We start from the raw sequence: 14,318 nt of genomic DNA on the forward strand, positions 1-14,318 counted from the left end.
TGAATTTAATTATTTGGGGTGACTTCCGCTATAAAAGAGCGTAGTATTGATAAACAACCCTGATGATTGGGCTCTAATTGCCTCACCTGTGCAAGATATTCCTTAGCCAGACCCGAATTTCCTTTACCTAAGTAACCCAACCCCATTACATATAAACAATGAATCCTATTTTTATAGTCGAGATCATCCTCCCAGATATCCATATCGGGCAATGAAACCGCAAAATAATCGATTTTAAAAGGTCTGTCCAAATAGGTTTTACCATGATTAATTAGACTTTGGAAACATTGTTCAGCTTTTTCTTCTTGTTTGAGCTCAAGCCAAGCCAATCCTTGAAAAAAGATCTTGTCCGGTTGTGGATCATTATAAAAAAGAGCCTGTTGGGGTTCCTGAGCTCCCTGCGTAGCTTTGATGAGATAGGCTGTTGCCTCCTCCTCATTTCCCAATGAACGGTATGCAACACCTTTGTAGTAATAAATATCGTTTTCCTCCATTGTAGTCAGTTTGCCCTCACCAAGATTATGCGGATAGCTGTCAATAGCTGTCAACAGGGCTAAGGCACTCTTCGGATCATTGGCTTTTAATCTTTCTTTGGCCAGTTCCAGATGACAGATAGTATATTGACGGGACACCTTCCCCTCTCCGCCTTCCCAAGGTTTAAACTGTCGGGAAGCCAATAACTGCCGAGCCTCTTCGTATCGTCCCAGAAGATTGAAAAGTGTAATCCGTTCCAAGAAAAGATCATCTCGACTAACGACAAGATCTGCATAGCGATCCAATAGCGTCAATCTTTCCGCGTAATTGTATCCTTGTTTCTTATAAAGCTGGTGAAGTTCCATCAGCAACCGCGCATCTGTCTCATCCAATGCAAATGCTTTTTCAAGCAAAGCAACAGCCTCCTCTTTTCGCCCCATTCGATTATAATAGGCCAGAGCCAGATTCCGGAAAACGGTAGGGAATTGTTGATCCAATTGTATTGCTTGCTCCCAGCAGTCTACCGCATCTTGATGTTGTCTCTTGCCGTACCATAGATTCCCCAGGTAGTAATATGCTTTTGCATCGTCATTATTGTGCAGGATTGCATCCTGAAGTATAACGATCTCTTCCAACCGATTTGGGAAGCAATAAGTCGGGTCCATGATACGAGCTTTGTCATAATAGGCTTTTGCTTGATCATTTTGTCCGATACAGGCGTTAAAATAACCCAGTGCATAATATATCATTGGATATACCGTTTGCGGATCATCGATTGTTTTTTCCAATAACTGGATGGCTTCTTCATACAGACCAGCTTGAGCAAAATCCAACGCATATTCCACCACACTCTGTACATTGACTTTACATAAATCTAGAATAGGCGATAATATAGTCTCGTCCTTTGTCAGCAAGTACCATTCAAATTGACAGCCCATATTAAATGGATCTATTTCCAGAGAATCTTTAATGTAACCCAACGCTTCATCTACCCGCTCCAGTTTTCTTAAAATCGAAGTTTTTAATTGCCGGGCTTTATGATGCTTCCAATTTCGGTTTATTGAACATTCTATTTTTTCCAGAGCAACCTCCCACTGTCCACGCGTTGCATCTATCTGTGCAAGACCAAAATAACCGGCATCCTGCCAGGCAGCATTCCAGGTTGCCTTGTAAAAAGCGGCATAGGCAACTTCCAGCTCACCGGATAATTGTAAAGCTAAGCCTAGATTATAATAGGCCTCGCCATCGTAAGGATTTGGATTACGTTCGGTAAGTCGCGCAATTGCGGTACGGAAGTAAGGGATGGATTCGGCGATCTTTCCATTTCTCAATAGAAGAGCACCCATTGCATTGTTACATCGTGCATCATGCGGATCCCGTCGTAATGCCTCAAGATAGTAATCCACAGGGCTATAGGTTGCGTGCCGATATTGTTCAAGATGCTGTCCTGTCAGGAACAATTCCTCCACAGATTGAACATCCTCTGGTATTGACGCAGCTTGAGCCGGTTCTGGGATATCTGTAATATCTTTTCGTTTTTCCAATTGATAATGCAACATTTCATTTTGATCACTATCATAAACCGATAGAATCAAATCAAATGGATCACTCTGCAAATCGGAAACAGTTTGTTTATAAATATCACGGGGGGAACAATGGATCTTTTCCTCGAGATATATTCGCCCTTGCTTATCCCTCAGAACAATATTAAGCCCTTCAAATGCAGCTGTTGCGTATAGAATAATGTCGGCACGCTGCTGATGGACCTCCATATTGAGGACAAGATCTTTCGTTGCATTCTTCACATGACCAACAGCCGCGTAGGGCATAAAATATTGTGACCATGATTTCACCTCATAAGGCTGTAACCAAGCAAAATCAGGTTGATTGTCGGTGTAAACACCTGCCATTAATTCGATATATGGACCATTTTCGTCTGTCAGATTCCGGTCCCAAGCTAAACCAAAATCACCGTTACCCCATGTCCATTGTTTCTTTCCCGGAGAAATGTGGTGGTCCGCAACGTGCAACATCCCCGCATTGGTGTCTCCGGCTTCGTAACCTCCCACAAAATTATATTTTGATTGGATGGCCATATAGGATGTCGGAACAGGAATATTTTTGTATTGTGCTATATCAACTCCAGCTGAATAATCGTATTTATAATAGGTTCCTGTCGCGATCGGAAATGTTGAAACTTCCCTTTTGCCATGATCAAAAACAGCGTTTACATCGGGTGGAAAAACAGAGTAATAGTCATCATTGACGACAACAGCTGGATTGGCCCACCAGAGGAAAGTTTGCGGTAAGGCCGTGCGGTTATAGACTTGCACTTTTATTTCAATATAGGCTTTGTCGGGATAAAGTGTAAATCCCTGCATGGCTTTCATGCGAAACATGCGTTCGATTTCATTGCACCATACGGTCACACTGCCATCTGCATTATGCTCAACTAAATATTCTGTTGGCATAAAGGTTGTTGGCCGGTGATGCTGAGGCCAATTGAATTCGATTCCACCAGAAATCCAAGGGCCTGTAAGCCCTACCAGAGCCGGCTTTATTACCTCATTATAATAAACAAAATGCCGTTCTCTGACTTTATCATAGGCCATGTGGATCCTTCCGCCGAGTTCAGGCAGAATCATCACTTTGATATATTCATTTTCAATAAATAGTGCCTGATAGATCTTATCCTGTTTCTCATCACTAATTTTTTCAATAATGGGATAAGGATATACCACACCTGAGCTACCTTGGTATACACGTTTTTCAGCAAAAATCGGATTTTTTTCCATCGTACCAACCTCGTAGGTTGGTATCGCCACAGGTTCCTCCCAAACTTTTACTATGCCGCGCTGATCGACTGTAGATTTAATCAGGTAACGTGTCAATTCTGTCATGTTCTAAAGAGCTATTAGGTTATATACTGTAAGTTGATTTAATTATAAAAATGGATTCCCATATGCAAAAATCAGGGTGTTATGGCTTCATCAGACCATTCCTGTTCAATTTCCTCGAGGCTTTTGCCTTTGGTCTCTTTCAATTGCCCCCACAAAAAGACATAGCCAATCAAGCAGACTATTCCATACAGCCAAAATGTGCCCGCCGCTCCCAAGCTTTGGTTCAATATCGGAAAGGTATAGGTAAGTACGAAACATGCTATCCATAATAGCGAGGTAGCTATAGCCATAGCTTGAGCTCTAACTGCTGTAGGGAAAATTTCAGCTATGATAACCCAAGTCACCGGCGCTAATGTCATCGCATAAACCGCAATTCCAGCTAATACCAGAAGAAGTACAAAGATACCGCTGCAATTGAAATAGTAGCAAGCACCTAAAGCCGCATAAATACCAAAAAGTCCCGCAGCACCAAACAACATTAATGCGCGACGCCCAACCCTATCGACCATATACATTCCTACGAAGGTAAAGATGACATTGATCACACCGGTTATAATAATATTGAAGAGCATCCCCGAAACCGTGTATCCTGCAGCTGTAAAAATCTCTTGCGCATAGTTAAAGATCACGTTGATGCCACACCATTGTTGAAAAACTGCGATAAAACTTCCGAGCAGCAACAACTGCAATAATTTCCCCCTAAATAGATTTCTTTTCTTTAGTTTATTATGGTTTTTATTGGCAGTGTCAATGGTAGCCATGTTTTCGTTAGCATAATAATCACCACCCATCCGCAAAAAGATACGTCTGGCCTCTTCATGTTTTCCTTTGTTGTATAGCCATCTGGGACTTTCCGGGATCAGGAAAAGCAGTAATAAAAAAATAACTGCTGGAATCGCTCCTGCCCAAAACATCCACCGCCAGCCCTGCTGTCCATTCCATGTTGTCGCGATAATCTCATCAGGTAACACAGGTTTTGCAATTAGCCAATTGACAATCTGCGCAGCGAGTATACCCAATACAATCGTCAGTTGGTTGATTGAAACAAATTTTCCACGACTCTCCGCAGGTGCTATCTCAGCAATATACATCGGTGCCAAATTGGAAGCTACACCTATACCGATTCCGCCGAGCACCCGATAGATAATAAAGATGTTAAGGTCAGCAGCCATACCCGTCCCTACCGCAGAAATAATAAATAGAATTGCGGCAGTATAGATCAATGGCTTTCTTCCATAACGATCTGCCAAGCCTCCTGAAAGTAATACGCCGATAAAGCTGCCTACAATCGCTGACGACATCGCCCAACCTTGAAGTGCTGGGTCAGATTCCAAATGAAAATATGCCTCGTAGAAAGGCTTCGCCCCTCCAATGACAACCCAATCGTAGCCAAAAAGAAACCCACCAATAGCGGCCACAAAAGTGATTAACAGCAAATACGTCGTCGCGGTCTTTTGCATAAGAATTTACATATTTAGATTTATTGACGTAAAATTACAGGAATACTGCATGAGAATCATGTAAGTGAGCACGATAAACATGTAAAATATTATTATTTTTACAGCATATACCAAATTTCCTAACTTATGATTCGAGATACGGATGTAATTGCAGAAGGATTCAAAGGAGAGAAGGCAATTGTGCTTCCTTATTCCGTGTGCAACTATCAAGCACTGAATAATATCACTTCAAAATTGCATATAACGCATATCGGCTACTATCCGACAGCAAAAAAGCATTACCGCGATCGACAGGAAGGCTGTACAGAATATATTTTGATCTATTGTGAGAAAGGGCGCGGTTGGATCAAACAGGATGAAATGCTATATAATCTCTCTAGGAACGACCTTTATATCATTCCAAAAAATACAACGCATTCCTATGGATCCAAAGCCAATGATCCCTGGAGTATTTATTGGATTCACTTTCAGGGCACGGAGGCTTCCCTTTTTGAAAACATAATCGGGCAGATCATTCATATCAATGATACTGACTCAAATAAACATACTGATCGTTTTCAGCTGTTCGAAAGTATCTACAAAAATTTGGAAATGGGCTATAGTCCGGAAAATTTAGAATACACGAGCTTCTGCCTTCAATATTTTTTGGCATCTATCAAATATTCAGCGCAATACGAAGAGAGCAATCGAATTAAACATGATAATATCATTCAGGATATCATCATGTTTATGAAGGACAATCTGGAGAGCAACATTAGTTTAGATGAAATTTCAGCACATTTTAATTATTCAAAATCCCACTTAATTAATCTCTTCAAGCAGAAAACATCCTATCCACCCATGGTATACTACAATCAATTACGCATGCAAAGGGCCTGCTCCTATTTACAATTTACATTACTGAAAATTAAAGAGATCGCTTTCAAATTGAATTTCTATGATCCATTTCATTTTTCCAAAGCTTTTACCAAAGAGATGAAGATGTCCCCCCAAGATTACCGGAAAAAGTATCAGAAATAGATCGATTAAATTTCATAAGGCCTCCCGTTAGAGGTTGCTCTCTTCACAAAAAACAACTTTCTCCGAAAGACCATATTTCAGGTAAAACAGATGCAACAATTTCTTATAGCCCCATTTAGCATGGGTCTATTTCAAATAGCTTCCTATCTAAAGTCTACCCTTAGGTAAAAGAAAACGATTTATAGCACTGATACCTCGCTTTACCCCACAGGTAGAACTACTTTTAAAGTGGAAATTTGGGTGTCCTTTTTTCGAGAAAAGCGGAAACTCCTTCTTTGAAGTCGTCTGTGCCGAACAAATGACCAAATGCATCCATCTCCACCTTACTACCATCCCGTTTTTTATCTCCGGCGGCATTGATAGCATCAATGGCATTGGCAACCGCAATACGTGACCGTGTAAATATTTTTTTTAGGATTTCTTCTGCTCTAGCGATTAGCTTTTCTTGCGGGACCACTTCGTTAACCATACCCATTTCATAAGCTTTTTGCGCATCAATCATATCGCCGGTCAGGATCATCTGCATCGCTCGTCCCTTTCCTATTAACGCGGGCAGGCGCTGTGTACCTCCGTAACCCGGTATTAATCCCAGTGAAACCTCCGGAAGTCCCATTTTTGCATTTTCAGAAGCGATACGTATATGACAGGCTAATGCCATCTCAAGTCCGCCCCCTAACGCATAACCATTAATAGCGGCTATAACAGGTTTTGGAGCCGCCTCGATAAGATCTGTAAATATGATATGGCCGCGCTCGCTCAACCAACGTGCCTGAACGACGGACAAGTCGGTAAACTCCTTGATATCCGCTCCAGCAACAAATGCTTTGCGGCCTGCTCCTGTCAAAATAATACCGCGCACATGATTATCTGCATTAAAATGCTTAAAAATCTCCTGTAATTCATCGAGTGTCTCCTGATTCAAGGCATTCATCTGAGACTCGCGATCGATTATAATATAGCCAATGCTATCTTTAACCTCATATTTTAAGTTCGAATATTGGATCATAAAGCTAAAAATTAAAATGTATGGATGCGGTGAAGGTATCTGAAGGAACCCCTTCTCCACCCTTGTAGCTCAATCTTTTTTTATACTCTAATCTAAGCAATTTAAATATATTATCCACCCCTACCAAACCTTCAACATAAGGTCTATCGCGGACCGCTTTAGTTTGAATGATACCATCTTTATCCGCCTCAAACTGAATATTTTCAGGGGTAACAAAAGGATTATTCACGTCGCTTAATTTTCCATAGAAAGCCTTAAAGCCAGTAACTTCACGCCATTTCAGTCTTTTAAACAAAGGGATTCTATTGAAGAAAAAACCGTTCCAATTGTGATAATAGGTCAATTTTAAAAACTGATCTGATGCAAATTCCGAAGTGGCCATCAAATCAAAATTTACCAAAGGCCCAGATTTATCTCTAGTGACTTCGGGAAGCTCTAATAGGGTATATGGCAAATGTTTCCCCCAGATCCTTCCACCTGAAAACTGAAGATCGGCCTGACCCGCCGGAGATAGAAATAATCTTTTGAACACACTAAATCGCAAAGCATCATAACTATAATCTGCCCCCCAAAAGCCTTTTAAACCCTTGTTATATTGAAGAGTAAAAATTGGATATTTGTTTTCTACCGTTCCACGATCCAGATTATGATAAGTAAAATCTTCATTTGGGGCCCAGCGCAAAATGACTTGTAGATCGTTGGTATTTACGCGACGGATAGTGTCTGGATTAGGTAGACTATTGACATAAAATAAATCGCCCCTAGGCTGTCTACGGGTATGTGTAAATGCAGTTCCAATACTAACATGGTTACCAAATTCGATCAGATGATCAAGGCGATAGATATCATTGAATTGCCACTTATTTGGTCTGTTCTTTCCAAAGGACCTGAAAAATCCGTCCCCTTTTAGGAAGCCTAAATTGCGCCCCGGCTCCATGACATCGTGCTGGACGGTAAAGCGCAGGTAGTTCGCGGGGAATTGAACAATACGTTCTCCATTTAATGTAAATGCCGTACTCAGATAATACTTTATTTCCTTGTCTTTATCTCCATAGGCGGTATAACCCTCTATAAATGCTTTCTCGGAAAATAAACGCGTTGTCCGACCACTCAATCGAATACGATTGCCTTCATAGTTATTCCGACTATAGAGATACTCTAATGGTCCGAACTCAACCTTCCCTGCATTATAATATCCCTTGGCCAATAGATAGCCTAATGCTACTAACTGATTGAAAGAACGCATGTTTTGAACGGAGTCAACTTTCTGATAGGCTCCCAATTCTGCCTTGCTTAGTGGTGTAGGTCTGACTTGAACTATTGGGACTTTTGTTGCAGACTGCAGCAGGTATTTTTTTTCAACAGGGACACCAACAAAATTCTCATTTGAGATTGAATCTGTCCGATGCCCCAGATACCGCGTTTCGCGCCGCCCATATAAAACGTCGGATTTACTTCCTCCAAACAACATTTTTAAATCAGCATGTACCGGAAGCATACTACCATTTTTAAATTCGCTGTACCCCAGATCAATCTGTACATCATTGATCCAGTTGATATTTGCAGTCTTTCCAATATTCAGTGTTGCCTGATGAACAGCATAACGTGTATCATCTGATATCAAAAGTACACCGTAGAACAATAAATCAATTTTAGACTTACCCTCAAAATGAAGTTCGATATAGTCTTTACCAGCTATTTGAATGGTATCCTGTATACGATATTTGTAAAAGGCTGTTGCGCCGCTGGCTATTGGACTCAGTATACCCTTATTCGTAACCTGTATGGTATTGTCATAGAGATCGACATCTCGAAGTATTGTTTGAAAACGGGTCTGCCAATTGTCGTTATTAAAAAAACGGGGATTTAGTTCGGTTTGATTATGGCTGATAACGATCTTCTTGCTTCGGTTAGGATCATATGAAGAATATACATTCGCATAATTTTCCTCCAAATAGAATGGTGCGATTGTTACCCCCCTAAATACAGCTGAATCTATATTCTCAAAAAGAAACCGAAACGGCTTTGGAAATTTCTTGGCTTTATCTTCAGGGTTCACAAACCCAAATTGCGTCTTCTCATATTCGTCAAAACGAATTTCAGGGATACGGCTATAATGATTTTGTGAGCGATGGGCAATGACCTGCTCTATTAAAGCAATCGCAGGATCTTTCGGCTTCTTATTTTTTCTATTAATAACAACTATATCCAAGGTATTATCTTTCGCCGTTAACCGGACAGTCATCAAAGAATCACGCCCACGACGAACATCAACTGTCCTTCGTTCATAAGCCACAGCCCCAAATACCAATTGCTTGTATAGCTTTTTATCCAGAATCTTAAAATAACCAAGCGTATCGCTGACACCACCGCCATCCTCCCCAACCCAGTTGATGGAGACGCGACTAATCCCCTTTCCTGTCTGTGCGTCAACAACCTTCCCACGGATAAATTCTTGTGCAATTGCTGTTCCTCCCATCAGTAGGAACAGCAACACACTCAAAAAGCTTATTGAAAAATATTTAACACACACTTTAAACACCATCTGCAAACTGATAGGATTTCTTTTTTACAATATACAATTTGTATTCAAGAGTTATATCAATAAATATAAAAAAAGCATAGCGAAATCGCTATGCTTTATTAAACAACAAGTATTTTAACAGAAACTTTATATTAATTTTAAAAGACAGTCCGGATATACTCCGATAAGAATTGTCAATCCAACTGCAAGTAGTAGAACAAATGAATAATTCCACTGCACATTTACACAGGATTCTTCACTATCTCTAAAGTACATTGCAACCACCACTTTCAAATAATAGTAAACTGCGATAGCAGCATTAATCACGGCCAAAATCAGCAATACAATGTGGTAATCCTCCATAACCGAAGAGAACATCATAAACTTACCAATAAATCCGGCGGTTAAAGGAATACCTGCAAGTGAAAGCATAGCCACTGTCATAGCAAATGCTAACATTGGATTTCGTTTTCCTAGTCCATTGAACGCCTCAAAATGTTCGGATCCCGTTGTCTTCTTTACAAGGATCAACCCTGTAAATGCTACAATTGTTGCGAGTGAATAGGCCAGCCCATAAGCAAAGATACTGTTTGCTGAACTCGCTCCGACGGCGATAATTGCAAACAACATATAACCCGCATGAGAGATACTGGAATAAGCCAACATACGCTTGAAAGAAGATTGCATGACAGCCGAAATATTTCCGATAAACAATGTGATAATCGCTATAATCAAGAATACAGGCTCCCAAAAATCTTGTAAAGGAAGTAGACTGTAACTAAATAAGCGTAATAAACCTGCAAAAGAAGCCACTTTGACCACAGTACTCATATAACTTGTTATCAAAATAGGCGCCCCATCATACACATCTGGCGTCCAAAAGTGAAATGGTGCTGCCCCAACTTTGAATGTCAGGCCAACGATAAGCAATAGGATACCACCATAAAATAAGGGTGAGATCGCATGTGGATTATTCACAACATAGGCTTTTATCTCATCCAAATTGAAAGAGCCTGTGGCTCCATATAATAACGCAATACCAAACAATAAAAATCCGGTCGAAAATGCGCCCATTAAAAAGTATTTCAGTGCAGCCTCATTTGACGCTTTATCCCGTTTACGGATACCGACTAAAATATAAAGCGCCACGGACATGATTTCTATACCCAAAAAGAGCATAGAGAAATTATGATAGCTATTTACCAAAACAGCCCCGGTCAACGAAAATATCAGTAATGAATAATACTCTGCAACCTGTCCCCCCTCATCAAAATACCCTTTTGAAATAATAAATATGCACAAAGTAACGACGATACATAAGACCGAAAAAGCAATCGCGTAATGATCGAAATGAACCATCCCACTGAAAAGAGGTCCCTTGTCAGCTGTCCAATCGTTCAATAGAAAACCAATCGCTACCAAGAATCCAAGGATGGAAACCGGCAAAAGCAAGGTTTTCGCTTTGAACAAGCCAAGATAAAGAACAACTAATGCTAATATTGAAAGTGTAATTATAGCTCCCATACAAATTGATATATCTATTTATCTGCCTAAAAATGTGCTTAAGACTTCCACTGAACCCGCAGAAAGATTCAATAGGAAATTCGGGAATATACCGATATAAAGAATTAAGAAGGAGATCAAACTCAATACAACGAGTTCGCCCCCTTTTACATCTTCAAACTGCATCGTCTTGTCCGTTGCTTCTCCCAACATTGTCTGCTGATAAAGGCGCAGCGTATATACAGCTCCTAATATCAGCGTTAGTCCGCCGAAAACTGCAAACCAAAATCCATATTGAAATACACCTTTCAATAACAGAAACTCACCAATAAAACCGTTCGTTAGGGGCAGTCCAACTGCTCCCATACAGATAATCATAAAAAAGATCGCTAATTTCGGAGCCTTGCTCGCAATTCCGCCAAGTTCTGAAAGACTGCGTGTTTGTGTACGTTGCTGCACGATATCCAGTACATAAAAGAGTCCAATGACCGAAATACCGTGATTTAACATTTGTATTGTTGCACCGCTTAGACCATTTGTATTCCAAGTGAAGACCCCTGCACTGATCAATCCAACGTGCGCAATAGAGGAGTACGCGATCAACCGCTTAGCGTCGTCCTGCTTAATGGCGATGATAGAGGCATAAACAATTCCAATGACACATAAGATCATGGCAAATTGCCCATACAAAGCTACGCCCGTAGGAACCACAGGCAATAACCAACGCATTAAACCATATACCCCCATTTTCAACATAATACCAGCTAACAACATAGTTCCGGCCGCCGGGGCATTTGTATATGTATTCGGCTGCCAAGTGTGAAACGGAAAGATGGGAATCTTAATCGCAAAGGCGATAAAAAATGCCCAGAATAACCAACGTTGTGTGTTATCTCCCAGCTCCAAAGCGATAAAAGAAGTCCATTCAAAATCGTGGTTTGGTACCTGTTGATAGAGATAAAGAATTCCAATCAACATCAAAAGGCTTCCCAAAAAAGTATAAATGAAAAACTTTAGATTAACCCGAATACGGTCACCTTCGCCCCATAGTGCGCAGATAAAATAAATTGGAATCAAAGCGATTTCCCAACCAACATAGAATGTAAAAGCATCCAATGCCATAAACACAAGCAGTAATCCAGCTTGCATAAAAGCCATCAATGCATAAAAATTGCCCTTATAGTCTTTAGAAAAAGTCGTCGCAATAATGAAAGGCATCAATCCATTGGTCAATAGTATCAGCGGCAAGCTAATCCCGTCTACCCCAAGATGAAAATGAATATGCAAGGCAGAAATCCACTCCCAATTTTTTTCGAATTGCATTCCGCCATTTGGATCAAATTGACAAAGGAATGGGATAGTCAATGCGAGCGATACGATTGATAAAATCAATGCTATTGACTTGGCGGCATTGGTCTTTAATAAAGCTAAAATCAATGCACTGATTAACGGCAATAAAATAAGTAAGAAAAGGTTATCCATCGATTATACTAAATATTAAAGACTCAAAAATCCATAAACGAAAATAGCAATCACTCCAATTACCATCATCAATAAATAAAACCCAACATTTCCATTTTGAAGCAAGCGAAGTACTTTTCCCGTATCGAATGTTGCTTTACCAGCTCCATTAACAATACCATCAATACCCCGTTGATCCACGACCTGACCAAAGAAAGTCGATAGCCAGTTGATCGGGCGTACAACGACTGCATCATAAAGTTCATCCACATAAAATTTGTGGTAGGAAAGATTTGCCAGAAAGCCCCGTGGAGCTTCATCTCCAGCAGGTATCTGCTGACGCTTCACATAGACGTTGTAGGCAAGGGCCACCATAATTAATACACCAACTACAGAAACAGCCATTAACATATATTCGGTGCTATGCTCCAAATGATGTGCCGCAGGAATCAATGTTTTCCCCTCAGCAAATACCGGTGCAAGAAAATTCTCCAACCAATGGTTTCCACCTAGCGCCGCAGGCAAATTGATTGCTCCACCAACAACAGAAAGCACCGCTAATACCATTAAAGGGATTGTCATACTCTTTGGTGATTCGTGAAGGTGATGCTTTTGTTCGTCTGTGCCTCTAAATGAGCCAGAGAATGTCATAAATAACATTCTGAACATATAGAAAGCTGTCATTAACGCTCCCAAAAATCCGAGGCCCCATAAGAGCGGGTTGGCAGCAAATGCATTGGCCAATATTTCATCTTTAGAGAAAAATCCGGAAAATGGAGGGATACCTGCAATTGCTATTGTTCCAATTAGCATGGTGATATAAGTAATTGGCATTGCTTTCTTTAATCCACCCATTTTTCGCATATCTTGCTCATCACTCATACCATGGATAACTGATCCTGCACCAAGAAATAATAAGGCTTTGAAGAATGCATGAGTCAATACGTGAAAAAATGCACCAGTAAATGCTCCCACGCCTAGACCGAGAAACATATAACCTAATTGTGAAACTGTAGAATAAGCCAGTACTTTCTTAATATCATTTTGTGTTATTGCAATTGCAGCAGCCAACAAAGCAGTACAAATCGCTATAATGGAAATCAGCTGCAATGTGATCGGTGAGAGTACAAACAATACATTGGATCGCGCGATCATATAGATCCCCGCTGTAACCATAGTCGCTGCGTGTATCAAGGCCGATACAGGTGTAGGACCAGCCATGGCATCTGGCAACCAAGTAAATAGTGGAATTTGTGCGGATTTACCTGTTGCTGCGATGAATAGCAATATGGTGATACTCACCACAGCGATGTCACCAACAGCAAAATTCTTTGCCCCTGCAAATACCGTAGAAAATTCAAGTGATCCAAAAGTCCCCAGGATCAAAAATACCGCTAACAAGAATCCTAAATCACCAATTCTATTCATCACAAATGCCTTCTTCGCAGCATTTGCATAGGAAGTGTTTTTATACCAAAATCCGATGAGTAGGTAAGAACAGAGTCCTACACCTTCCCAACCAATAAACATGACAAGGTAATTAGATCCTAACACCAGGAGAAGCATAAAGAAGATAAATAGATTCAAATAGGCGAAAAACTTACCGAATCCGTTATCATGATGCATATACCCCATAGAATAAATATGGATCAAAAAGCCGATACCCGTCACAATCAACAACATAATCGCACTCAATGGATCTACCAAAAAGGACAAACTTATTTTGAGATGTCCCACTGAGATCCAGTCAAATAGATGTTGTTCGATAACTCCTGCTTGTCCTGCCTGTCTTGATTGATATACTTCAGAAAAAAGGATACAACTGCAGATAAAAGAAATAAAAACCACGGCACTGCCCAAAGCACCAATCATACCCTTGGAAAATGCATTTCTGCCCAATCCATTTACTATAAACCCGATCAAGGGCAAAAGGGGAATCAACCAAATTAATTCACTCATCGTATTTATTT

At 40.5% G+C, this 14,318-nt stretch carries 8 protein-coding genes; 1 reads left to right on the forward strand and 7 read right to left on the reverse strand.

What is annotated here, in order from left to right:
* Positions 1 to 5 precede the first annotated feature (5 nt).
* A complete protein-coding gene (locus tag DFQ12_RS18260) occupies positions 6 to 3,374 on the reverse strand; it encodes a tetratricopeptide repeat protein (protein ID WP_120260466.1) in 3,369 nt (1,122 codons plus the stop codon).
* A gap of 71 nt (positions 3,375 to 3,445) precedes the next feature.
* Entirely contained in the window at positions 3,446 to 4,834 is a 1,389-nt protein-coding gene (locus tag DFQ12_RS18265) for a sugar porter family MFS transporter (protein WP_120260467.1), read from the reverse strand.
* A 126-nt stretch (positions 4,835 to 4,960) separates the two neighbouring features.
* Here DFQ12_RS18265 and DFQ12_RS18270 point away from each other — a divergent pair, with 126 nt between their 5' ends.
* Positions 4,961 to 5,854 carry an AraC family transcriptional regulator gene (locus DFQ12_RS18270; RefSeq protein ID WP_120260468.1) on the forward strand — a complete coding sequence of 298 codons (894 nt, stop codon included), beginning with the start codon at positions 4,961 to 4,963 and terminating at the stop codon, positions 5,852 to 5,854.
* A gap of 223 nt (positions 5,855 to 6,077) precedes the next feature.
* Here DFQ12_RS18270 and DFQ12_RS18275 read toward each other — a convergent pair whose 3' ends face one another.
* The 5 genes from DFQ12_RS18275 to nuoL all read right to left on the reverse strand — a co-directional run bounded on the left by DFQ12_RS18275 (position 6,078) and on the right by nuoL (position 14,307).
* The gene (locus DFQ12_RS18275; protein WP_208642582.1) at positions 6,078 to 6,860 is read right to left on the reverse strand and encodes an enoyl-CoA hydratase/isomerase family protein; all 783 of its coding nucleotides are present in this window, start codon (positions 6,858 to 6,860) and stop codon (positions 6,078 to 6,080) included.
* A gap of 4 nt (positions 6,861 to 6,864) precedes the next feature.
* On the reverse strand, positions 6,865 to 9,357 hold the full coding sequence (locus tag DFQ12_RS18280) for a DUF5686 family protein (RefSeq protein ID WP_167457304.1): 2,493 nt from the start codon (positions 9,355 to 9,357) through the stop codon (positions 6,865 to 6,867).
* Between the two features lie 174 nt (positions 9,358 to 9,531).
* Positions 9,532 to 10,908, reverse strand: a complete 1,377-nt coding sequence (locus DFQ12_RS18285) for an NADH-quinone oxidoreductase subunit N (protein ID WP_120260470.1) — start codon at positions 10,906 to 10,908, stop codon at positions 9,532 to 9,534.
* Between the two features lie 18 nt (positions 10,909 to 10,926).
* Complete coding sequence (locus DFQ12_RS18290) at positions 10,927 to 12,369, reverse strand: complex I subunit 4 family protein (RefSeq protein ID WP_120260471.1); 1,443 nt, start codon at positions 12,367 to 12,369, stop codon at positions 10,927 to 10,929.
* 15 nt (positions 12,370 to 12,384) lie between these two features.
* Complete coding sequence (gene nuoL, locus DFQ12_RS18295) at positions 12,385 to 14,307, reverse strand: NADH-quinone oxidoreductase subunit L (protein ID WP_120260472.1); 1,923 nt, start codon at positions 14,305 to 14,307, stop codon at positions 12,385 to 12,387.
* Positions 14,308 to 14,318: the final 11 nt, after the last annotated feature.

The organism is Sphingobacterium detergens (assembly GCF_003610355.1).
Taxonomy (GTDB): domain Bacteria; phylum Bacteroidota; class Bacteroidia; order Sphingobacteriales; family Sphingobacteriaceae; genus Sphingobacterium; species Sphingobacterium detergens.